22 protein-coding genes are annotated in these 20,649 nt (G+C 75.0%); 14 read left to right on the top strand and 8 right to left on the bottom strand.

Annotated features, from left to right (window positions below; translation table 11 throughout):
- Window positions 1–209 precede the first annotated feature (209 nt).
- Together BMY04_RS10960 and BMY04_RS10955 are read left to right on the top strand one after the other, a co-directional pair.
- Window positions 210–2,666 (top strand): glycoside hydrolase family 3 N-terminal domain-containing protein, encoded by a 2,457-nt coding sequence (locus BMY04_RS10960; RefSeq protein ID WP_091179826.1) that lies wholly within the window; start codon window positions 210–212, stop codon window positions 2,664–2,666.
- Window positions 2,667–2,691: 25 nt separating this feature from the next.
- Window positions 2,692–3,735, top strand: coding sequence for a LacI family DNA-binding transcriptional regulator (locus BMY04_RS10955; RefSeq protein WP_091179824.1), 1,044 nt, complete (start codon window positions 2,692–2,694; stop codon window positions 3,733–3,735).
- A gap of 40 nt (window positions 3,736–3,775) precedes the next feature.
- On the opposite strand, the gene BMY04_RS10950 is transcribed toward BMY04_RS10955, so the two are convergent.
- Complete coding sequence (locus tag BMY04_RS10950) at window positions 3,776–5,083, bottom strand: low temperature requirement protein A (RefSeq protein WP_198410085.1); 1,308 nt, start codon at window positions 5,081–5,083, stop codon at window positions 3,776–3,778.
- A 307-nt stretch (window positions 5,084–5,390) separates the two neighbouring features.
- Here BMY04_RS10950 and BMY04_RS10945 point away from each other — a divergent pair, with 307 nt between their 5' ends.
- Entirely contained in the window at window positions 5,391–6,989 is a 1,599-nt protein-coding gene (locus BMY04_RS10945) for an ABC-F family ATP-binding cassette domain-containing protein (protein ID WP_091179822.1), read from the top strand.
- A 156-nt stretch (window positions 6,990–7,145) separates the two neighbouring features.
- Complete coding sequence (locus BMY04_RS23320) at window positions 7,146–7,598, top strand: helix-turn-helix domain-containing protein (RefSeq protein WP_232506296.1); 453 nt, start codon at window positions 7,146–7,148, stop codon at window positions 7,596–7,598.
- A 28-nt stretch (window positions 7,599–7,626) separates the two neighbouring features.
- On the opposite strand, the gene BMY04_RS10935 is transcribed toward BMY04_RS23320, so the two are convergent.
- The 3 genes from BMY04_RS10935 to BMY04_RS10925 form a co-directional block, all read right to left on the bottom strand.
- Complete coding sequence (locus tag BMY04_RS10935; protein ID WP_091179820.1) at window positions 7,627–8,478, bottom strand: putative RNA methyltransferase; 852 nt, start codon at window positions 8,476–8,478, stop codon at window positions 7,627–7,629.
- 76 nt (window positions 8,479–8,554) lie between these two features.
- Complete coding sequence (locus tag BMY04_RS10930; RefSeq protein ID WP_170854085.1) at window positions 8,555–9,334, bottom strand: SURF1 family cytochrome oxidase biogenesis protein; 780 nt, start codon at window positions 9,332–9,334, stop codon at window positions 8,555–8,557.
- A gap of 10 nt (window positions 9,335–9,344) precedes the next feature.
- Window positions 9,345–9,590, bottom strand: a complete 246-nt coding sequence (locus tag BMY04_RS10925) for a DUF6457 domain-containing protein (protein ID WP_091179815.1) — start codon at window positions 9,588–9,590, stop codon at window positions 9,345–9,347.
- Window positions 9,591–9,672: 82 nt separating this feature from the next.
- On the opposite strand from BMY04_RS10925, the gene fdhD reads away from it, so the two are divergent.
- From fdhD to moaA, 4 genes are all read left to right on the top strand, one after another.
- Entirely contained in the window at window positions 9,673–10,524 is an 852-nt protein-coding gene (fdhD, locus tag BMY04_RS10920) for a formate dehydrogenase accessory sulfurtransferase FdhD (protein ID WP_091179812.1), read from the top strand.
- Between the two features lie 94 nt (window positions 10,525–10,618).
- Window positions 10,619–11,146: a hypothetical protein gene (locus BMY04_RS10915; protein WP_091179810.1), complete on the top strand. Its 528-nt coding sequence runs from the start codon at window positions 10,619–10,621 to the stop codon at window positions 11,144–11,146.
- Between the two features lie 149 nt (window positions 11,147–11,295).
- Window positions 11,296–11,844: a DoxX family protein gene (locus BMY04_RS10910; protein WP_091179808.1), complete on the top strand. Its 549-nt coding sequence runs from the start codon at window positions 11,296–11,298 to the stop codon at window positions 11,842–11,844.
- A 53-nt stretch (window positions 11,845–11,897) separates the two neighbouring features.
- Window positions 11,898–12,956, top strand: a complete 1,059-nt coding sequence (gene moaA, locus BMY04_RS10905) for a GTP 3',8-cyclase MoaA (RefSeq protein WP_091179805.1) — start codon at window positions 11,898–11,900, stop codon at window positions 12,954–12,956.
- A 10-nt stretch (window positions 12,957–12,966) separates the two neighbouring features.
- On the opposite strand, the gene BMY04_RS10900 is transcribed toward moaA, so the two are convergent.
- Both BMY04_RS10900 and BMY04_RS10895 read right to left on the bottom strand, forming a co-directional pair.
- A complete protein-coding gene (locus BMY04_RS10900) occupies window positions 12,967–13,203 on the bottom strand; it encodes an acetone carboxylase (RefSeq protein ID WP_091179803.1) in 237 nt (78 codons plus the stop codon).
- Window positions 13,204–13,206: 3 nt separating this feature from the next.
- A complete protein-coding gene (locus tag BMY04_RS10895; protein ID WP_091179801.1) occupies window positions 13,207–13,587 on the bottom strand; it encodes a DUF3099 domain-containing protein in 381 nt (126 codons plus the stop codon).
- A gap of 185 nt (window positions 13,588–13,772) precedes the next feature.
- Between BMY04_RS10895 and BMY04_RS10890 the strand changes: the two genes are divergently transcribed.
- The 3 genes from BMY04_RS10890 (at window position 13,773) to fabI (ending at window position 16,747) form a co-directional block, all read left to right on the top strand.
- The gene (locus tag BMY04_RS10890; RefSeq protein WP_170854106.1) at window positions 13,773–14,462 is read left to right on the top strand and encodes a beta-ketoacyl-ACP reductase; all 690 of its coding nucleotides are present in this window, start codon (window positions 13,773–13,775) and stop codon (window positions 14,460–14,462) included.
- Between the two features lie 2 nt (window positions 14,463–14,464).
- Complete coding sequence (locus tag BMY04_RS10885) at window positions 14,465–15,889, top strand: PKD domain-containing protein (protein WP_091179798.1); 1,425 nt, start codon at window positions 14,465–14,467, stop codon at window positions 15,887–15,889.
- 87 nt (window positions 15,890–15,976) lie between these two features.
- Window positions 15,977–16,747, top strand: coding sequence for an enoyl-ACP reductase FabI (fabI, locus tag BMY04_RS10880; protein ID WP_091179796.1), 771 nt, complete (start codon window positions 15,977–15,979; stop codon window positions 16,745–16,747).
- A gap of 12 nt (window positions 16,748–16,759) precedes the next feature.
- On the opposite strand, the gene BMY04_RS10875 is transcribed toward fabI, so the two are convergent.
- A complete protein-coding gene (locus BMY04_RS10875; RefSeq protein WP_232506295.1) occupies window positions 16,760–17,374 on the bottom strand; it encodes a GyrI-like domain-containing protein in 615 nt (204 codons plus the stop codon).
- Between the two features lie 84 nt (window positions 17,375–17,458).
- On the opposite strand from BMY04_RS10875, the gene BMY04_RS10870 reads away from it, so the two are divergent.
- Window positions 17,459–18,295, top strand: a complete 837-nt coding sequence (locus tag BMY04_RS10870; protein ID WP_232506290.1) for a class I SAM-dependent methyltransferase — start codon at window positions 17,459–17,461, stop codon at window positions 18,293–18,295.
- Window positions 18,296–18,325: 30 nt separating this feature from the next.
- On the opposite strand, the gene BMY04_RS10865 is transcribed toward BMY04_RS10870, so the two are convergent.
- Window positions 18,326–19,057 (bottom strand): hypothetical protein, encoded by a 732-nt coding sequence (locus tag BMY04_RS10865; protein WP_091179794.1) that lies wholly within the window; start codon window positions 19,055–19,057, stop codon window positions 18,326–18,328.
- A gap of 131 nt (window positions 19,058–19,188) precedes the next feature.
- On the opposite strand from BMY04_RS10865, the gene BMY04_RS10860 reads away from it, so the two are divergent.
- Window positions 19,189–19,971 carry an ABC transporter ATP-binding protein gene (locus BMY04_RS10860; RefSeq protein ID WP_091179792.1) on the top strand — a complete coding sequence of 261 codons (783 nt, stop codon included), beginning with the start codon at window positions 19,189–19,191 and terminating at the stop codon, window positions 19,969–19,971.
- 208 nt (window positions 19,972–20,179) lie between these two features.
- The gene (locus tag BMY04_RS10855) at window positions 20,180–20,644 is read left to right on the top strand and encodes an NfeD family protein (protein WP_091180622.1); all 465 of its coding nucleotides are present in this window, start codon (window positions 20,180–20,182) and stop codon (window positions 20,642–20,644) included.
- Window positions 20,645–20,649 lie beyond the last annotated feature (5 nt).

Raw genomic sequence — 20,649 nt, 5'->3', positions numbered from 1 at the left:
TCGTAGCCTGCGAAAGGCAACGTAGGTCGGAGTCTAAGCGCTGTCAAGGTTGACGCGGGTCACAGTTGCGCCTCGATCTGCCTGGTGGGAGCGACAAGACGCGCCGGGAACAGGGCGTGACCGCGTCCTGGGTCTCAGGCTATTGTCAGGACGAACCCGCGCAAAGGTCCGAAAGTTTCGAGGACCTGACCGTGACCCGAGGAGAAGCGATGACGCAGTCCAGCACGATCACGGCCCCGCTGGCGGAGGGCGCGCGCTGGCGCGACCCGGGCCTCGCCGCGGCGGAGCGGGTCGAGGCGCTGCTCGCGGCCCTCACGCTGGAGGAGAAGGTCGGCCAGCTGGGCAGCCGCTGGCTCGGCCGCGAGGCGCAGGAGGAGCCGGACGGCGAGCTCGGCCTCGAGCCCGAGGCCGTCGGCGACGCGTCCCCGGGCGACCCCTCGCAGAACGTCGCGCCGATGCAGGACACCTTCTCCACGGGTCCCTCGCTCGCCGACGCCGCGCGGCACGGACTGGGGCACCTCACCCGGATCTACGGCAGCGCACCGGTCACGCCGGAGGAGGGCGCCCGCGACCTCGTGCAGCAGCAGCGCGTCGTCCTGGAGCGGTCCCGCCTCGGCATCCCCGCGGTGGTGCACGAGGAGTGCCTGACCGGCTTCACCGCCCTCGGGGCCACCGTCTACCCCTCGGCGCTCGCCTGGGGCGCCACCTTCGACCCCGACCTGGTGCAGGAGATGGCCGACGCCATCGGCACCGACATGGCGGCGCTCGGCGTGCACCACGGGCTGTCGCCGGTGCTCGACGTCGTGCGCGACTACCGGTGGGGCCGGGTCGAGGAGACGCTGGGGGAGGACCCGTACCTGGTCGCCCTCCTCGGCAGCGCGTACGTGCGGGGTCTGCAGGGCGCGGGGGTGGTCGCCACGCTGAAGCACTTCGCGGGCTACTCCGCCTCGCGGGGCGCCCGCAACCACGGGCCGGTGCCGATGGGGCGCCGCGAGCTGGCCGACGTCGTGCTGCCGCCCTTCGAGGCGGCCCTGCGCGCGGGGGCCGCGTCGGTCATGAACTCCTACAGCGACGTCGACGGCGTCCCGGCCGCGATGGACCGCTGGCTGCTCACCGACCTGCTGCGGGGCGAGTGGGGCTTCGACGGCACGGTCGTCTCCGACTACTGGGCCGTCCCCTTCCTCGCCACCGCCCACCGGGTGGCGGTCGACGCCGAGGAGGCCGGCGTGCTCGCGCTCGAGGCCGGCATCGACGTCGAGCTGCCCGACACCGCCGGCTTCGGTCAGCACCTCGTCGACCGTGTCCGGCGCGGCGAGCTCGACGAGGCCCTCGTGGACACCGCGGTGCGCCGCGTGCTGGCGCAGAAGGTCGCGATGGGCCTGCTCGACGAGGGCTGGACGCCGGAGGGTGCGGTGGAGCGGGCGGCCGGCTACGACCTCGACAGCGCGGCGAACCGCGCCATCGCCCGCCGGCTGGCCGAGGAGTCGGTCGTGCTGCTCGACGCCGGGACGGCCCTGCCGCTGCTCGGCGACGGGCGCCCCGCCCTGCGGCGGCTGGCCGTGGTGGGTCCCTGCGCCGACGACGCCCGGACCCTGATGGGCTGCTACTCCTTCCCCAACCACGTCCTGCCGCAGTACCCCGGGCTCGACCTGGGCACCGGCGTCGCCGTCCCCACCGCCCTCGAGGCGCTGCGCGCGGAGCTGGGCGACGTCGAGGTCACCCACGCCCTCGGTTGCGAGGTGCTGGGCGACGACCGCTCCGGCTTCGAGGCGGCCGTGGCGGCGGCCCGGGAGGCCGACGTCTGCGTCGCCCTCGTCGGCGACCTCGCCGGGCTCTTCGGGCGCGGGACCTCCGGCGAGGGCTGCGACGCCCCGGACCTGCGGCTGCCCGGTCTGCAGGGCGAGCTGCTCGAGGCCCTGCTGGCGACCGGCACGCCCGTCGTGGTCGTCGTCGTCTCGGGCCGGCCGTACGCGCTCGGCGCGTACGCGGACCGGGCCGCCGCGCTGGTCCAGGCGTTCATGCCCGGCGAGGAGGGCGGGGCCGCCGTCGCGGGCGTCCTGTCCGGCCGGGTCGTCCCGAGCGGGCGGCTGCCGGTCCAGGTCCCGCGCGACCCCGGCGGCCAGCCGGGCACCTACCTGCAGCCCGTGCTGGGGGTCGCGGACGTCGGGGCCAGCAACCTCGACCCGACCCCGCTCTTCCCCTTCGGCCACGGGCGGTCGTACACCACGTTCGCGCTCGAGGACGCCCGCCTCAGCAGCGCCGAGGTGCCGACCGACGGCGCGTTCAGCGCGTCGGTGCGGGTGCGCAACACCGGCGCGCGCCGCGGCACCGAGGTCGTCCAGCTCTACCTTCACGACCGGGTCGGCAGCGTGACCCGCCCGGTGCGCCAGCTGGCCGGCTTCGCCCGCGTCGACCTGGAGCCGGGGGAGTCGGCCGAGGTCGTCTTCGGCCTGCACGCCGACCTCACCTCCTTCACCGGCGTCGACCTGCGCCGACGGGTCGAGCCGGGCGACGTGGAGGTCCAGATCGGCACGTCAGCAGGAGATCTGCCGCACCGCCTGCCGGTACGGTTGACCGGGTCGGTTCGCCTCGTGGGGCACGACCGGCAGCTGGCCAGCACCGTCGAGCAGCACCGCACGGAGGGGGACGGCCATCGCCAGGGCTGACGCCGGACTCCGGGAGGGTGGCGTCGTGCAGGAAGGCCGGACGACGACCCTGGCCCGGGTCGCGGCCTCCGCCGGCGTCTCGGTCGCGACGGTGTCCAAGGTGCTCAACGGGCGCTCCGACGTCGGACCCGAGACCCGCGCCCGGGTCGAGAGCCTGCTGGCCGCGCACGACTACGTCGCGCGCCGCGCCGAGAGCCCCGAGGCCGAGACCACCCAGCACACCGTCGAGCTCGTCTTCCACGGCCCGCTGACCGCGTACACGACGGCGATCCTCGAGGGCGTCGTCGAGTCCGGCGGCGAGCGCGGCATCGCCGTGAGCGTCAGCGTGCGGCCCCGGCGCCAGCCGAGCCCCGGCGCGCTGCGACCGGCCGCCTGGGCCCGCGAGCTGGCCGACCGCGGCCGCCGCGCCGTGATCGACGTGGTCGACGACGGCCAGCACGGCGACCTCGGCGCGCTGGTCCGCGCCGGCGTGCCGCTCGTCGTCATCGACCCGCTCAGCCCGCCCCGCAAGGAGGTGGCGAGCGTCGGCACCACGAACTTCTCCGGCGGGCTCGCCGCCACCCAGCACCTGATCGAGCTCGGCCACCGCCGCGTCGGCTACATCGGCTGCGACCCGAGCGCGGCCTTCAGCCAGGCCCGCACCCACGGGTTCCGGGCGGCGTGCGAGGCCGCCGGGATCGAGGTGCCCGAGGCGTACGTGCGGCTCGGCACGTACGAGTACGCCGCCGGCGTCGCGGCGGGCGGCGTGCTGCTCGACCTCGAGGTCCCGCCGACCGGCGTCTTCGCCGCGACCGACGAGATCGCCGCGGGTGTGCTCGAGGCCGCGCGGCGCCGCGGCATCCGCGTGCCCGAGGACCTCAGCGTCGTCGGCTTCGACGACACCGCGGTCGCGGGCGTGCTGTCCCCGCCGCTGACCACGGTCCGCCAGCCGCTGCGCGAGATGGGGCGCATGGCGCTCGTGACCGCGATGCGGCTCGCCGCGCGCGAGCAGCTCGAGTCCCACCACGTCGAGCTCGCCACCGAGCTCGTGGTCCGGGCCTCCACCGCACCGCCCCGCACGACGGCCTGAGGGCGAGCGGCCCCCGCGGCAGCGAGCCGGCTGGTGCGGCTCAGCTGCTGCGGTCGACGGCCTGCAGCGTGTGGCGGTAGCCGACCCGCTCGTGCCCGACGACCTCGACGACCCCGGACAGGGCGACCAGCGCCGTCACGGCCACCAGGGCCGTGAGGTCGCCGGGCTGCTCGAGGTCGAAGCGTGCGTCGCCGTCCGCGGTCACCCCGACGACCACGGCCGCCGCCAGCGGCAGCAGGCAGAGGACGAACAGCGGGACGTGGCTCGCGTCCCACGTGTGCGTGAGCACGCTCCAGAGCAGGTAGACCACGACCACCACCGCCGCGACCGGCACCGCGAGGGCCAGGGCGACGTCGAGCAGCGACAGCTCGCCGCGCTCCACCGCCACCGTCGCGACCCGCAGGCCCGCGCCGACGGCGGCGAGCGCCCCGAACAGCGGCAGGTGCACGGTGCGCCAGGCGAACGTGCGCCTCGGCCAGCGCTGCAGCACCAGCTGCGAGGGCACGAGGAAGTAGGCCCACCACAGGGCGCCCGTCAGCAGCAGCCCGGACGACACGATGACCACCGCCGGGACGGACCAGCCGCGCTCGCCGACGAGCGCACCCACCGCGCTGGTGGTCGCCGCGACGACCTCGCCGAGGGTGATCAGCGTGAGCAGGCTGAACCGCTCGGCGACGTGCCCGGCGTTCCAGGGCAGCCGGCCGAGGCGGCGCTCGATCAGCACCGGGGCCAGGATCTCGGCCAGCGCCAGCACCACCAGCGCGGCCACGGTCACCGCGAGCGGGGCGTGCACGACCGCGGTCAGCACCCAGCAGACCTGGACGACGCCGACGACGAGGGCGTAGCAGCGGGCGGTGCGGCGGTGGCGCGGGTCCTGGGCAGCCGCCCTGAGCCACAGCGCGAGCTGGGGGACGCGCATGACGACGTAGCCGATCACCATCAGCAGCGCGTTGGGGTTCTCGCCCTCGGCCGCGGCCTCGAAGCTGGCCGGCAGCCCGAAGGTCAGCACCACGACCCCGGCCATCTGCACGAGGGTGGCCACCCGGAACAGCGCGTCGTCGTTGCCGTACGCCGAGGAGAACCAGGTGAAGCTCGTCCAGGCCCAGGTGATCGAGAAGACGGCGAAGACGTACGCCCCCACCCCCCCGGCCACGTGCCCCTCGCCGAGCTGCTCGGCCAGCTGCTCGGCGGCGGCCCCGAAGGCGATCACGTAGACGAGGTCGTAGAGCAGCTCGAGCGGCGTCGTCCGGCGGTCGCGCTGGTCGGGGTCGCGCCCCGTCATGGGGCGGATCCGGTGGCGCAGCTCCTGGCGCAGCTGACGCCGCAGGTCGACGGTCACCTCGGTCACGTCGCCTCCTCCGCCGCGGCGCGGTGAGCCGTCGGCGGACACATCCTGACGGAACGTCCGCGCGCTCGCGAGGGTCCGGGGACGTGCTGCGAGCGGTGCCGCACCCCGCCCGGGCCCGGTAGCCTAGGTGGTCGTGCTCCCGCGCCGCCCAGGCGGGGGAGCCCCGGGCGTCGACCGGAGGACCTGCGCCCCCGGGTGCGTCCCCCCGAGGCCGGGAACAACGGGAGCGCCGTCGGCGCTGCACGCTCCTGGCCCCCGCGCACCTCGCGCGGGTGAGGCACGCCCCGACAAGGACTGAGGAACGAAGATGCTGGTCGCGAAGGACCTCGAGGTGCGTGCGGGTGCGCGCCTGCTGGTCGGTGGCGCGTCCTTCCAGATCGCCGACGGCGACAAGGTCGGTCTCGTCGGGCGCAACGGCGCCGGCAAGACCACGCTGACCCGGATCCTGTCCGGCGAGACGGCACCGGCGGCCGGTTCGGTCACCCGGACCGGGGACGTCGGCTACCTCGCGCAGGACCCGCGCACCGGCGACCCCGAGGTCCTCGCCCGCAACCGGATCCTCTCCGCCCGCGGCCTGGACGTGGCCATCGCGCGCCTCGAGAAGGCCGGCGTCGCGATGGCGAGCGACGACCCGGCCGAGGCCGAGCGCGCCATGGCCACGTACGCCCGCGCCGAGGCCGAGCTGGCCGCCGGCGGTGGCTACGCCGCCGAGGCCGAGGCCGCCCGGATCGCGGCGAACCTCGGGCTCCCGCAGCGCGTCCTCGACCAGCCGCTGCGCACGCTCTCCGGCGGTCAGCGCCGCCGTGTCGAGCTGGCCCGCATCCTCTTCTCCGGGGCGTCGACGATGCTGCTCGACGAGCCGACGAACCACCTCGACGCGGACTCGATCTCCTGGCTGCGGACGTTCCTGGCCGGTCACTCCGGCGGCCTGCTCGTCATCAGCCACGACGTCGGCCTGCTCGACGCCACCGTCAACAAGGTCTTCCACCTCGACGCCAACCGCGCCGAGCTCGACGTGTACGCGATGGGCTGGAAGCGCTACCTCCAGCAGCGCGAGACCGACGAGAAGCGCCGGCGCCGCGAGCGGCAGAACGCCGAGCGCAAGGCCGACACCCTGATGGCGCAGGCCGACAAGATGCGGGCCAAGGCGACGAAGGCGACGGCGGCGCAGAACATGGCCAAGCGGGCCGACAAGCTCCGCGCCGGGATCGAGGGCGAGCGCGTCCAGGACAAGGTCGCGCGGATCAGGTTCCCCGAGCCCGCGGCGTGCGGCAAGACGCCGCTCACGGCGGAGGGCCTGTCCAAGACGTACGGGTCGCTCGAGATCTTCACCGGCGTCGACCTGGCGATCGACAAGGGCTCGCAGGTCGTCATCCTCGGCCTGAACGGTGCCGGCAAGACCACGCTGCTGCGCATCCTCGCCGGGCTCGAGGAGTCCGACACCGGCGGCGTGAAGCCCGGCCACGGCCTGCGGCTCGGCTACTACGCGCAGGAGCACGAGACGCTCGACACCGCGCGCACCGTGCTCGAGAACATGAAGACCGCGGCTCCGCAGCTGGGTGAGACCGATGTCCGCAAGGTCCTCGGGTCGTTCCTCTTCAGCGGCGACGACGTCGACAAGCCGGTGCGGGTGCTGTCCGGCGGGGAGAAGACGCGGCTGGCCCTGGCCTCGCTCGTCGTCTCCAGCGCCAACGTGCTGCTCCTCGACGAGCCGACGAACAACCTGGACCCGGCCTCCCGCGAAGAGGTCCTCAACGCGATCAAGACCTACGCCGGTGCCGTCGTGCTCGTCACCCACGACGAGGGCGCGGTGCACGCGCTCGACCCCGACCGCGTCCTGCTGCTGCCCGACGGCACGGAGGACCTCTGGAGCCCGGAGTACGCCGAGCTGGTCTCGCTGGCCTGAGCGCGCCCGCCGCCGAGCCCGCGCGGGGTGGCCCCGCGTGCGCTGCGTCACGCCCGGGTGCTTGGATGATGCTTGATCGACAACGATCACGAGCGTGACGTCGGGGCCCTGCCGGCCGGCAGGCGCTTCCGGGCGTCCCGGAGCAGGGGGGTGCTCATGGCCGAGGCGTCGGACGGGACTGCGGGAGCCCTGACGAAGGGGGCCCGGATCACCGGCGACCAACGTTCGTCGTTGGCCGCGTCGTTCGGGGAGCGGTACGCCGGGGGCGAGAGCATCCGCTCGATCGCCCAGGACACGGGCCGGTCGTACGGCTTCGTGCACGGCGTGCTCAAGGAGTCCGGGGCCAGCCTCCGCGGTCGCGGGGGCGCGACCCGCGGGCCGCGGCGCGACGTCGTCGAGCAGCCGGGGCCGGCCTTGGGCGCGGTGACCGAGGGCGCGTCGCCCGAGCGGACCAAGGCGAAGGCCACCAAGAAGGCCGCCGAGAAGGCCACCGAGAAGGCCGCCGACAAGAACGGCGACAAGGGCGTGAAGGCCAAGGCCGCCAAGGACGACAAGCCCAAGAAGAAGGCGGACGCGAAGAAGACCGCCAAGAAGGGCAAGAAGGGCTGACGCCCGCGCGGCGTGCCCGGACGGTCCCTCAGGGGTGACGCCAGACGCCGACGCGCACCGCGACGTCCACCGTTGTCGCCCGACGCGCGGACCCGTCCTGCGTCACCCCGCTGTGGAACGCGTTCGGACCCATGGCCACCAGGTCGTCCGCGGACGCGGGGTCGACGAGGACGGTGTGACGGACGTCGGTCTCCGCGACGGGCTCGAGGTGCTCGCCGAACGTCGCCGCCAGCCGCTCCTGCTTGCCGGGCTCCACGTCCAGCAGGTCACGCGCGGCCCGCAGGCCGGCCAGGTGATCGGGCAGCGGGCTCACCACCACGGCGGTCCCGCCCGGCGTGAGCACCCGCGCCAGCTCGTCGGGCCGGCGGGGCGCGAAGACGCTCAGCCCGACGTCCACCGAGGCCGTGCGCAGCGGCCAGCGGGCCCACGCGTCGGCGACGACCGCACCCACCCCGGGTACCTTGGCCGCACGTCGCGCGGCGAAGGCCGACACGTCGACGGCCAGGCCCCGTCCCGTGCGGCCCGTCGCCGCGAGCGCCTCCAGGACGCGCCCCAGGTAGAAGCCCGGACCGGCGCCCACGTCGAGCACGGCGGGCGCGGGTGGACCGTTCCGCAGCACGGCGTCGGCCAGCGCGTCGGCCACGACGTCGTACGCGCCCCCGCCGAGGAACCGCTCGCGCGCGGCGACCATCTCCGCGGTGTCGGCGTTGCGGGGCGCGGCGCGGCCGAGGAGGTTCACGTGGCCCTGGCGGGCGACGTCGTACGCGTGGCCCCGGTCGCAGCGCAGCGTGCGGTCGTCCAGCGTCAGGCCCGAGTCGGGTAGGTCCTGCGCCGCGCAGGCCGGGCAGGCGAGCAGGTCGACGACGTCGGCGAGGCTCACCGGCCGAACGCCCAGGCGCACCGGGTCACCGGGTGCGGTAGGCGCTCGCCCGGCCGCCGAGCCCGAGGTCCACGCCTCAGACCCCGCTCGAGGTGAGCTCGGGGCGCTTGGGCCCGCCTTCCGGCGTGGACTTGCGGCTGCCCGTGCGCCGCTCGCGCAGGTCGCCGCGGATGAACACGAACACGCCCAGCAGGCCGATGCCGGTGAACATGAACCACTGCACGGCGTACCAGAAGTGCGGTCCGTCGGAGATCTCGGGCAGCGCCACGGGCTGGAAGCCGCCGGTCTGCGGCGGGTCGACGGTGAGCAGGCCGATGTAGCCGTCGGCGACGGGGTAGGGCAGCGACGCCGCCAGGGTGGAGGAGTCGATGAGCCGCATCGAGCCGTTCACCGGGGTGCGGGCCGAGGCCTTGCCCTCCTCGTCGCGACGGACGTGGCCGACCACCGTGACCTGGCCCGCCGGCGGCGCGGGCGCGGTGGAGGGGATCTGGGAGCCGGTGCTGACGGAGACGATGCCGCGGTCGACCAGGACGGTGCCGGCCGAGGTGCGCAGCGGCGTGACCACCTCGTAGCCGTCGGTGTCGCCGCTGCTGCGGTAGCGCACCACGAACTGGTGCGCGGCGTCGAAGGTTCCGGTCGCGCTCACCCGCTGCCACTGGTCGGCGTCGGTGATCTGGCGGGTGAACACCTCGTCCCACGGACGGACGGGGCGCTCCTCGTTGCTGACCGTGGAGGTGTTGCGCTCCCGGCGCTGGTGCAGGCGGTCGAGCTGCCACTCGCCGAGGTTGACGAAGGCGGTGCCCAGCGCCGCGACGAAGGCGATGAGCAGGGCCCATCGGACCCACAGGCGGCGCACGTCGTCCAGGTTAGTTGTCGCTGGGCGCGGGCTCGTCGAGGAGCGCGGCGGCGGCCTGGGTCGCGGCCGTCGGGTCGGCCCCGCGGCCCACCGCGACGCCGACGAGGAAGGTCGTCAGCGGGCCGGCGACGCGTTCGACGCCGTGCGCCGCCTCGCGGGTGAGGTCGAGGAGGTCGCGGGTCGAGCCCTCGTCGGGGACGGCGTCGGCGACACCGAGCTCCTCGGCGAGGCGCGTCAGCCACTGGGTGAGGTCCATCGGGGGTCCCGTCTCTCGTCGTTCGCCCGCGGACCGACCTCGTCCGCAGGCGGGCGTTGGCGCCCGGTGCCAGGATGACGCCATGGGACGCCTCACGCGCACGCGGCCGGTCGTCAAGGTCCGCACCGGGCCCGACGGGCGGGTCTCGCGCCGCAGCGACACGCTCGCCGTGGAGGAGCCGCTCGAGGTGCGCCTCGGGGGCGAGGCGTACCTGGTGACGATGCGCACGCCGGGTGACGACATCGACCTGGTGCACGGGCTGCTGCACTCCGAGGGCATCGTGCGCGACGCCTCCGACGTGCTGCTGGCCCGCTACTGCGCCGGGACCGACGCCGAGGGCCACAACACCTACAACGTCCTCGACGTGAGCCTCGCGCCCGGCGTCGCGGCCGAGGGGCCGCTGCGCCAGGTCGTGGTGAACAGCGCCTGCGGGCTGTGCGGGACCACGTCCATCGACCAGGTGGTCACCGCGCGACGGCACCCGACGACCTGGCGCGAGCCGCTCCCCGTCGAGCGGGTGCTGCGCGCACCGGACCTGCTGCGCGAGCAGCAGCGGGCCTTCGACAAGACCGGTGGGCTGCACGCGGCCGGGCTCCTCGACGCCGACGGAGCGCTCGTCTGCGTCCGGGAGGACGTCGGGCGCCACAACGCCCTCGACAAGGTCGTGGGCTGGGCGATGCGCGAGGGCCGGCTGCCGTTGACCGGCTGCGCGCTGGTCGTCTCGAGCCGGGCGTCGTACGAGCTGACCCAGAAGGCGGTGCTCGCCGGGGCCGAGCTGTTGATCGCGGTCTCCGCGCCCAGCTCGCTCGCCGTCGAGCTCGCGGACGAGGCCGGGCTCACGCTCGTGGCCTTCGTGCGCGGCGACTCGATGAACGTCTACACGCACCCCGAGCGCCTCGACCTCGCCGCCGTGGGAGCCGTCCCGGTCGGCTGAGGGCGCTCGCCCGGAGCGTCTCGGCGCAGGGGCGTCCGAGCGTCTTTCAGCGAATTCCTCCCCGCTCGTCAGGATCCGACCTAGCATCCCGGGCATGGACGCCACCACGCTGCTGGTGGTCGTGGGCGGCGTCGTGGCGGTCAAGACCACCGTGATCCTCGGCCTCGTCGCGCGCCGCGACCGCCGTCAGCGCCGCCGGGTCGACTCCGCGGTGACCGCCGCCCGTCGCGTCGAGGCGTCCGGCTGGGCGCTGCAGTGGGCCGAGCCGGGCGTGCTGCTCGTCTCCAACGCCAGCCGCGGGTCCGCGGCCCGCGAGGTCGAGCTCACCGCGACCCTCACGGCCAGCTCGGGGGAGAGCGCGTCGGTGGAGCACGCCGAGAAGTTCGTCGGGACGGGCGCCAGCTTCCAGGCGCGGTTCGCGGAGCTGGAGCGGTGGCTGGCCGACGTCGCGGCGCACGCCTGGGTAGACGCGGGCCGGGAGAGCGCCGCGGTGCGCGACCGGCTGTCCTCCACGCTCACGTACTCGATCCTGTGGCGCAGCCCGGAGGGCGAGAGGTGCCACGAGACCCGCAGCGCCCACCCGGTGCTCCCCGTGCCCGACCTCGCGCTCGGGCCAGCATGAGGCCCGGCGTCCCGCTCGCCTGACGGTCCCCGGTGACGGACGCCGCACGGCACTCGTAGCGTTCGGTGGAACGCTCAACCACCCGCCCACCGGCGTGCGGGTCGAGCCACCCCGACCGTCGCGCCCCGGCGCGAGATTTGGAGCACACCATGAGCAAGGGCACCGACCTGGGCCTGCTGGCCCTGCGGCTGGGCTTCGGCGCCGCTGCGGCGGCGCACGGCGCGCAGAAGCTGTTCGGCTGGTTCGGAGGCCACGGCCTCGAGGGCACCGGCGGCTTCTTCGAGTCCGTCGGCTTCACCCCGGGCAAGCGCAACGCGACCCTCGCCGGGCTCGCCGAGGGTGCGGGCGGTGCGGCCGTCGCGCTCGGCCTCGCGACCGGCCCGGCCGGCGCTGCGCTGACCGGCAACATGGTCGTCGCGTCGTCGCTGCACGGCTTCGAGAAGTTCTTCGCCAGCGACGGCGGGCCCGAGGTGCCCCTCATGTACGCCGTGGTCGGCTCGGCGCTGACGCTCGCCGGCGGCGGTCGCTACTCCCTCGACCACGTCACGGCCCATGTCCTCGACAAGCCGTGGATGCGGCTCGTCGCGTACGCGGGCGCCGCGAGCGCGGCCACGGCGATCATCGTCGCGCGGCGCCAGGAGCTGGCGAACCGGCCCGAGCCGCAGCCGGTGACGGTCGACGAGGACCCGGAGGCCTGAGCCGGTGGTCCGGGCCCGGGACACCCCCGGGCACCGGACCTAGACTCACGCCCGTGACCGTCCTCCTCGGCCTGCCCGGCCTCCGCACCCGCCGGCCGGGCGCCGACGCGCAGCGGCCGCTGGCGGACGCGTACGGGCGGGTGGCGAGCGACCTGCGGCTGTCCCTGACCGACCGCTGCAACCTGCGCTGCACCTACTGCATGCCGGCCGAGGGCCTGGACTGGCTCGGCCACGACGAGCTGCTCGACGACGACGAGATCGTCCGCCTGGTGCGGATCGGCGTCGAGCGGCTCGGCATCACCACGGTCCGGCTGACCGGGGGCGAGCCGCTGCTGAGGCGCGGCCTCGAGGGCCTCGTCAGCCGGCTCGCCGCGCTCGAGCCCCGCCCGTCGCTCGCGCTGACCACCAACGGCATCGGGCTCGCGTCCCGGGCGCAGGGCCTCGCCGACGCCGGCCTCGACCGCGTCAACGTCTCGCTCGACACCATGGACGCCGCGACCTTCGCCCGGATGACCCGCCGGCGCCGCCACGCCGACGTGCTGGCGGGCATCCGCGCCGCGCACGCCGCCGGCCTGGCCCCCGTCAAGATGAACGCCGTCCTGATGCGGGGGATCAACGACCACGAGGCGCCCGCGCTGCTGCGCTGGGCGCTCGAGCACGGCGTGCAGCTGCGCTTCATCGAGCAGATGCCGCTCGACGCCCAGCACGGCTGGAGCCGGACCGCGATGGTCACCGCGGCGGAGATCCTCGAGCGGCTGCGGGCCGAGTTCGCGCTGGTCGTCGACCCCGCCCACGCGGCGGCCCGGGGGAGCGCCCCGGCGGAGCTCTTCCGGGTGGTCGGCACCGACCAGACCGTGGGGGTCATCGCCTCGGTGACGCAGCCCTTCTGCGGCGCGTGCGACCGCGTCCGGCTCACCGCCGACGGCCAGGTGCGGACCTGCCTCTTCGCCCGCGAGGAGTCCGACCTCCGCGCCCTGCTGCGCGGCGGGGCCGACGACGCGACGATCGCGGACGCCTGGGTCGTCGCCATGGCGGGCAAGCAGCCCGGTCACGGCATCGACGACCCGTCGTTCCTGCAGCCCGACCGGCCGATGTCGGCGATCGGCGGCTGAGGAGGGCGCGTCAGGCGGTGGTGGTCGCCTCGTCGGCCAGCGGGACGACCTCGCGGAGCAGGCCGCGGGCGGAGAGGTACGCGCTCAGCGAGCTCGCGTGCGCGTCGCAGGCGAGCCAGTGCTTGCGCCGCTCGGGCGTGTGGATCTTGACGTTGTTCCAGCGCAGGTCGGTCGTCGCCGCCGCGGTGCAGCCGCGGGCGGAGCAGACGAGCTCGCCGAGCTCGGAGTCCTGGGGGAGCAGGGTCACGGTTCAGGCCGCCCAGTAGCGGCGGCGCTCCTCGGACGGCTCGTGGACGCCGCCCTCGTCGTCGACGACGACCTCGCCCTCGACGTACTCCCCCGAGGGCATCGCCGTCAGCTGCTTCGCGTCGCCCGGCGCGCCGCGGCGCACCTCGCGCTTGAGGCCCTTGGTGTTGCTCTGGTTGGCCAGCAGCACCGCCATGTAGGGCAGGAACACGGCACCGGCGAACAGCGTCCACTGCAGCCAGCCGTGGGCGAAGATCACCGCCACGAGGAAGCAGACCGTGCGGAACGCCATCGTGATCGTGTAGCGGCGGATCCGCTGCGACATGTCGACGCTGGTCCCGGCGCGTGCGTCGGTGATGTTCGTCGCGCCCGAGGGGATCGCCATGCCCAGACATTACGTCCGAGCGGCCCCCGTGGTTTCGCCCCGGGGTTGAGAGGTTCGTGAGCATGCCTCGCTAACGTTCAGCCGTGACCGACAGCGCTGACACCACGCCCGACCTCTCCGACGCCCCGACGAGCCCGGACGCCGCCGCCGCGACGCCGGCGGGTCCCGGTCAGGGGCCCGTCGCCCTGGTGACCGGCGCCAACCGGGGGATCGGCCGGGTGATCGCGCAGCGGCTCGCAGCGGACGGGTTCCGGGTCGCGGGCACGCACCGCAGCGGCGACGTGCCGCCCGGCGTGCTCGGGGTCCGGGCCGACGTCACCGACGTCGAGCAGGTGGACGCCGCGTACAAGGCCGTGGAGGCCGAGCTGGGACCGGTCGAGGTGCTCGTCGCCAACGCCGGCGTCACCCGCGACACGCTGATCATGCGGATGAGCGAGGAGGACTGGGACACCGTCCTCGAGACGAACCTCACCGGCACCTTCCACGTCGTCAAGCGCGCGGCCCGGGGCATGGTCCGGGCCCGGTCGGGGCGCATCGTGCTGATCAGCTCGGTCGTCGGCCAGCTGGGCAGCGCGGGCCAGGTCAACTACGCCACCTCCAAGGCCGGGCTGGTCGGCATGGCACGCTCCCTGGCCCGTGAGCTCGGCGGCCGCGGCATCACCGCCAACGTCGTCGCCCCCGGCTTCATCGAGACCGACATGACCGCCGACCTCGACGAGAAGACCGTCGCCGGCTACCAGGCGCAGATCCCGCTCGGCCGGATGGGCTCGAGCGAGGACGTCGCGGCGGCCGTCGCCTTCCTGGCCGGGCCCGGCGGGGCGTACGTCACCGGGGCGCTGATCCCGGTCGACGGCGGCCTGGGCATGGGGCACTAGCGGTGCGCGCGCTGCCCGCCCTGGTCGCCGCGCTGCTCGGCGGCGCCGGCCTGCTCGTCGCGGCGGCTCCGGCCCAGGCGGCGACGACGGTCGCGCGCGACGGCTTCACCCGCAGCGTCACCGGGGGCCTGGGCGCCGCGGACGCGGGCGGCGCGTGGACGCTGTCGGGCACCGCGTCGGACTTCGCGGTCGCGGGCGGGGCGGCCCGGCTGAGCGCCGGTGCCGGCGTCACGCGCTCCGCGTACCTGGGCTCGCTCGCGCTCACCGACGTCGACGCCGCCGCCACGTTCGCCACCACGGCTGCGCCGAGCGGCGGCGGGGTCTACGAGACGGTCGTGGTGCGGCGGCGCTCCGGCGCCGACTACGGCGCGCGGCTGGTGCTGAACGCGTCCGGCGCGGTCAGCATCGGGGTGTTCCGCGACGGGACGCACCTGCGCAGCGCCACGCCCGCGTGGACCGCCTCGCCCGGGACGGCCGTCCGCGTCCGCGTGCAGGCCACGGGCACGAACCCGACCGTGCTGCGGGCCCGTGCCTGGCGCGCCGACGCCACCGAGCCGACCACCTGGGCCGTGACCACGAGCGACACCACCGCCGCCCTGCAGGGCCCGGGCGCGGTCGGGCTGCGGAGCCACCTCAGCGCAACGGCCACGGCCGCGCCCCTGACCAGCACCGCCGACGACCTGGTCGTCACCGACCTCGCCGCCTCGGCGAACCGTCCGCCGGTCGCCGCGTTCACCACCAGCGCGAACGGCCAGACGGTCGCCTTCGACGGCTCGTCGTCCGCCGACCCCGAGGGCCCGGTCGCGTCCTGGGCCTGGTCCTTCGGCGACGGCACGACCGGCACGGGCTCGCGGACGTCGCACTCGTACGCGACCCCCGGCACGTACCCGGTCACGCTCACGGTCCGCGACCAGGCGGGGCTGAGCGCGGCGACGACGACCTCGCTCGCCGTCAGCGCCGGCACGCGGCCCACCCAGGCGCAGTGGCTGGCCGACGTGAGCGCGGCCCTCGACGGCGCGACCGCGTACGTGGACAGCCAGCAGGGGGTCTCGCGCCCGGCGCTCGTGCTCGACATCGACAACACGGCGCTGCAGAGCTACTACCAGCCGTTCGCGGCCACCCCGGCGACGTTCGACGTCGCGAAGCGGGCCGAGCAGGACGGCTACGCCGTGCTCTTCGCGACCGGGCGCTCGGCCGACACGGGCGGGACGCTGAGCCAGCTGACCCGGGCGGGCTACCGGGTCGACGGCCTGTGCTTCCGCGACCCCGCCGCCGCGTCGATCGAGGCGTCGAAGATCGCCTGCCGGGCGGCCTGGACCGCGCAGGGCTTCACGGTCGTCGCGAACGTCGGCAACCACGCGACCGACCTCAACGGGGCCTCCTCCGGGAGGACCTACCTGCTGCCGAGCTACGGCTTCCTCGACTGAGGAGACCGCGGCGCGGCGCGGGCGGCAGGGACCACCGGTCCGGACGGTCCGGCCACGGCGCACGCCGGTAGGGCAGGATCGACCCCCATGGGCATCCTCGACGGCAAGACGGTCCTGGTGGCTGGGGTCACCCTCGACACCTCCATCGCGTTCTCGGTGGCCAAGATCGCCCAGGAGCAGGGCGCGACGGTGGTCGTGTCCAACTTCGGGCGCGCGATGAGCCTGACGCGGCGCGTGATCAAGAAGCTCCCCACCGAGCCGGTGCTGCTCGAGGTCGACGTGACGGACGAGGAGCACCTGGCCGGCCTGGCCGACAGCCTGCGGGAGCACACCGACTCCCTCGACGGGCTCGTGCACTCCCTCGCGTACGCCAACCCGGAGACGGCGCTCGGCGGCAAGTTCCTCACCACGCCCTGGGACGACGTGTCCAGGGCGCTCCAGGTGTCGGCCTACTCGCTGACCTCGCTGACCATGGCCTGCAAGCCGGTCCTCGCCAACCCGGCCTCCGTCGTCGGCCTGACCTTCGACGCGACCGTGTCGTGGCCGGTCTACGACTGGATGGGCGTCTCGAAGTCCGCGCTGGAGAGCACCAGCCGCTACCTCGCCCGCTACCTGGGGCCGGAGGGCGTCCGGGTGAACCTCGTCGCCGCCGGACCGCTGGAGACGCTGGCGAAGAAGGCGATCGGCGGGGCCGACGAGTTCAACACGGTCTGGGGCAGCCGGGCGCCGCTCGGCTGGGACCCGCGCGACCCCGAGCCGACCGCCAAGGCCGTGGTCGCCCTGCTCAGCGACTTCTTCCCGGCGACGACCGGCGAGATGGTCCACGTCGACGGCGGGCTGCACTCGACCGGCTCGTAGCCGGCCGGCCGGTCAGTCCCGGGCGACGGGCTGCCGCAGGATCGTCCGCAGCCGCGCGGGCGCCGTCCGGCGCGGGTCGCTGAGGTAGACCTCGTGGTGCCGCCCCGACAGCGCGTAGCCCTCGGCGGCCACGTGCTCGTGCATGGCGGCGAGGACCGGGCCCTCGTCGTCGTACGGCCCGACGTGCAGCGTCTGCACGACCAGGCCCTCGTCGAGCGGCTCGTAGCGCAGCGCGTCGACCAGCGGGGCGTGCCCGCTCCTCGCGACCGTCCGGCGCGCCGCGGCCACGTCCTCGGCGCCGAGCCAGGACGGCACCAGGTTGAGCAGGCGCCAGTGCCAGCGCGACTTGTCCCGGGCGGTGGTGAAGGTGTCCATGTCGTCGGACCACCACAGCGCCTCCAGCGGCATCACCGTGTAGTCCCGGTCGAGGACGGTCTTGCTCGTGAACTTGAGCCGGTAGGCGACGGGGTAGAGCGTGGCCAGCGCGTCGCGGTAGGCCGGCGCCGAGTTCGGGTCGCCCCGGCCGTCGAGGGCGAGGTAGCGGGCCGGGCTCACGACCACGAGCTGGAAACGGCCGCGCGGGGCCGTGTAGGTGGTGATCTCGCGCCGGAGGTCGCTCTTTCCCACCGCCGTCTCCTCCACGGACCGGGCAGGCCCCACTCCTGCCCCCTGCATCATGGCCCGGCGAGCGCTCCACGAGAAGATGCGGGCGTGGACGGAATCCGCGCCGACCTGAGCCTGAACCGCGCCAACTGGGACGACCGCGTCCCGATCCACCTCGCCTCGCCCGACTACGACCCGGCCCGGTTCGACGACCCGGCGTTCCTCACCGGCGTGGTCCGCTTCGACCGGCCGCGGCTCGGTGACGTCGCAAGGCTGCGCGGGCTGCACCTGCAGTGCCACGTGGGCGCGGACACCGTCTCGCTCGCCCGGCTGGGAGCGCGGATGACCGGGGTCGACTTCTCGGCGCCGGCGATCGAGGCGGCGCGGTCCCTCGCCGGCCGCGCGGGCGTGGAGGCGACGTTCGTCGAGTCCGACGTCGACCACGCGGTCGAGGCGGCGGGCGCGGGTGCGTACGACCTCGTCTACACCGGCATCGGCGCGCTGTGCTGGCTGCCCGACATCCACCGCTGGGCCGGCGTCGTGGCCGGGCTGCTGGCCCCCGGCGGGCGGCTGTTCCTGCGCGAGGGCCACCCGGTGCTGTGGAGCGTCGACGACACCCGTGACGACGCGCTGGTGATCGGCCACCCGTACTTCGAGACGGTCGAGCCGATGGAGTTCGACGAGGACACGAGCTACGTCGACTCGACGGCGACGCTCACCGCGACGCGGACGCAGGAGTGGAACCACGGCCTCGGCGAGGTGGTCGGCGCGCTGCTGGCGCAGGGGCTGGTGCTGACCGGGCTCGAGGAGCACCGCAGCGTGCCCTGGCTGGCCCTGCCGGGGCTGATGGAGCCCGTCCCCGACGGGGACGGTGAGCACCGTCTGCGCGAGCACCCCGAGCGGCTGGCGCTGACCTACACGCTGCAGGCGGTCAAGCCGGGCTGACCGCTTCCGCGAAGGTCAGCGCGGGCCAGGTCAGACCTCGGGCCAGCCGGCGGCGGCGCACAGCGCCTGGCCCGCGGCGGTCCGGACGACGCGCAGCTCGCGGGAGCGGACCTCGGCCTCGTGGAGCGTGATCGCGGCGCCGTCGCTCGAGAGGGCCTCGTCGCAGGCGGCGAGCAGGCGCGCCGCCCGGTCGGCGGCCAGGCGGGCGCGCGGCGGGTAGCCGGGGGCCAGGACGGGTCCGTGGTCGACGCGCGGCCGGGCGCCGGCGGCGACGTCGAGGTGGGTCAGCGTCGTCGCGGCGCGCAGCACCGCCTCGCTCAGCTCGCGCTCGGCCTCGTAGAGCGTGGGCGGCGCGAAGGGCCGGGCGGCCGCGTGCACCCGCCACTGCACCGCCTGGCCGACGCGCTGCGGCACCAGGGCGACGGTTCCGCCCGCGGCGACCGCGGCCTCCCCGGCGGCCAGGGCGGCGCCGTTCAGCTCGACCGGCCCGCGCAGCGGGGCCAGCGCGCCGGGCACCGGCAGGGCGAGCAGCCAGCGGTCGGGCTCGGCGGCCAGCAGCCGCCCGAAGCCGTCGTCGAGGTCGGTCGCCCGGAGCGGGTCCAGCCCGAGCAGGCCCTCGGGGTCGACCAGGTGGTGCGCGACGTCGTCGCCGACCACCTCGGCGGACGCGCGCTCGGCCGCGAGCTGGCCGTGGAGGGCGGCGTTGAGGTTCACCACGAGCCGCAGCGAGAGCCGCGAGCGCGACGGCAGGGGGGCTTCCACGGCAGCCACCGTACGCGCGGCGTGCGGCGCCGGAGCCCGTTCCGGAACGTTCCCGGAGCGGGCCCGACGCAGCCGCGCCCACCCGGCGCGCGGCTCCCCGGCGGCCCGGGACGGACCGGTAGGGTCGGCGCGTGGCTGCAGTCGTCGATCTCGCCGGGGTGGGCGTCGTCCGGGGGACCGCGACCCTGCTCGACGACGTGACGTGGACCGTCGACGAGAGCGACCGGTGGGTCGTCCTCGGCCCGAACGGCGCGGGCAAGACCACCCTGCTGCAGCTGCTGGCGGCGCAGATCCACCCGTCGACGGGCGTCGTCGGGCTGCTCGACGAGGTGCTGGGCACCGTCGACGTCTTCGAGCTGCGGCCCCGGATCGGGCTGACGTCCGCCGCCCTCGCCGAGCGCATCCCGCGCTCGGAGCGGGTCCACGACGTCGTCGTCTCCGCCTCGTACGCGGTGGTCGGGCGCTGGCGGGAGTCCTACGACGACCTCGACCACGAGCGGGCCGACGAGCTGCTCTCCTCGCTCGGCATCGCCGGCCTCGCCGACCGCACCTTCGGCACGCTCAGCGAGGGCGAGCGCAAGCGCGTCCAGATCGCCCGTGCGCTGATGACCGACCCCGAGCTGCTGCTGCTGGACGAGCCGTCCGCCGGGCTCGACCTGACCGGCCGGGAGACGCTGCTGCGCACGCTGTCCGCGCTGGCCACCGACCCGTACGCGCCCGCCTCGGTCCTGGTGACGCACCACGTCGAGGAGATCCCGGTGGGCGTGACCCACGTGCTGCTGCTCAAGCACGGGCGCGTCGTCGCCGCCGGGCCCATCGCGGAGACCCTCACCGCCGCCCGGCTGGGCGAGACCTTCGACCTCGAGGTCGAGCTGACCTCGCGGGCCGGCCGCTGGTCGGCGCAGGCGCGCTGAGCGCCCCACCGCGGCCAGGTGCCTGGCACCATGGGGTGCAGGGTGTCCTCCGAGCGTCGGCAAGGGAGGGAGCCCGCCGGAGTCTGGACGACCGAGCGAGCGGCGTCGCGCAGATGGCGGCAGCGGAGACGAGGTCACCGCTGCGAGAGAGGCCGGAAGACCCCGGCGATGGCGGACGACCGAGCGCGAGGAGGAAAGCACGGTGAACCTGACCGACTGGCTCGGTGACCACGCCTGGGCGCTGTGGCTGAGCCTCGCGCTGATCCTCGCCGTGGCGGAGGTCGTCTCGCTCGACCTCGTGCTGATCATGCTCGCCGTCGGCGCCCTGGCCGCGGCCGGGACGGCGGCCGCCGCTCCCGACCTGTGGTGGCTCCAGGTCCTCGTCGGGGCAGGCGTCAGCGCCGGCATGCTGATCTTCCTGCGCCCCAGCGTGCTCGCCAAGGTCCGCGCCATGCCCGGCTACCGCTCCTCGACCGACAAGATGGTCGGCAGCAGCGGGCTGGCGACGTCGCAGATCGACCGCGGCAGCGGCGAGATCAAGGTCGACGGCCAGACGTGGTCGGCGCGGACGTACGCCTCCGACGTCGTCATCGAGCAGGGCACCGAGATCGAGGTCTACGAGATCGACGGCGCCATCGCGGTCGTCTACCCCAAGTACGGCGAGCTGCCCTGAGGCTG

The sequence above is a fragment of the Microlunatus flavus genome (assembly GCF_900110855.1).
Lineage (GTDB): Bacteria > Actinomycetota > Actinomycetes > Propionibacteriales > Propionibacteriaceae > Microlunatus > Microlunatus flavus.
Note: the sequence above shows the minus strand (reverse complement) of the source record. Positions and strands in the feature narration are given on the sequence as shown.

Bases quoted from the DNA above. Each gene is read 5' to 3' on its own strand.
- BMY04_RS10915 (WP_091179810.1), top strand. From the start codon at position 10,619: ATGGACGCCACCACGCTGCTGGTGGTCGTGGGCGGCGTCGTGGCGGTC.
- fdhD (WP_091179812.1), top strand. From the start codon at position 9,673: ATGGGACGCCTCACGCGCACGCGGCCGGTCGTCAAGGTCCGCACCGGG.
- BMY04_RS10895 (WP_091179801.1), bottom strand. From the start codon at position 13,587: ATGGCGATCCCCTCGGGCGCGACGAACATCACCGACGCACGCGCCGGG.
- fabI (WP_091179796.1), top strand. From the start codon at position 15,977: ATGGGCATCCTCGACGGCAAGACGGTCCTGGTGGCTGGGGTCACCCTC.
- BMY04_RS10945 (WP_091179822.1), top strand. From the start codon at position 5,391: ATGCTGGTCGCGAAGGACCTCGAGGTGCGTGCGGGTGCGCGCCTGCTG.
- BMY04_RS10925 (WP_091179815.1), bottom strand. From the start codon at position 9,590: ATGGACCTCACCCAGTGGCTGACGCGCCTCGCCGAGGAGCTCGGTGTC.
- BMY04_RS10960 (WP_091179826.1), top strand. From the start codon at position 210: ATGACGCAGTCCAGCACGATCACGGCCCCGCTGGCGGAGGGCGCGCGC.
- BMY04_RS23320 (WP_232506296.1), top strand. From the start codon at position 7,146: ATGGCCGAGGCGTCGGACGGGACTGCGGGAGCCCTGACGAAGGGGGCC.
- BMY04_RS10910 (WP_091179808.1), top strand. From the start codon at position 11,296: ATGAGCAAGGGCACCGACCTGGGCCTGCTGGCCCTGCGGCTGGGCTTC.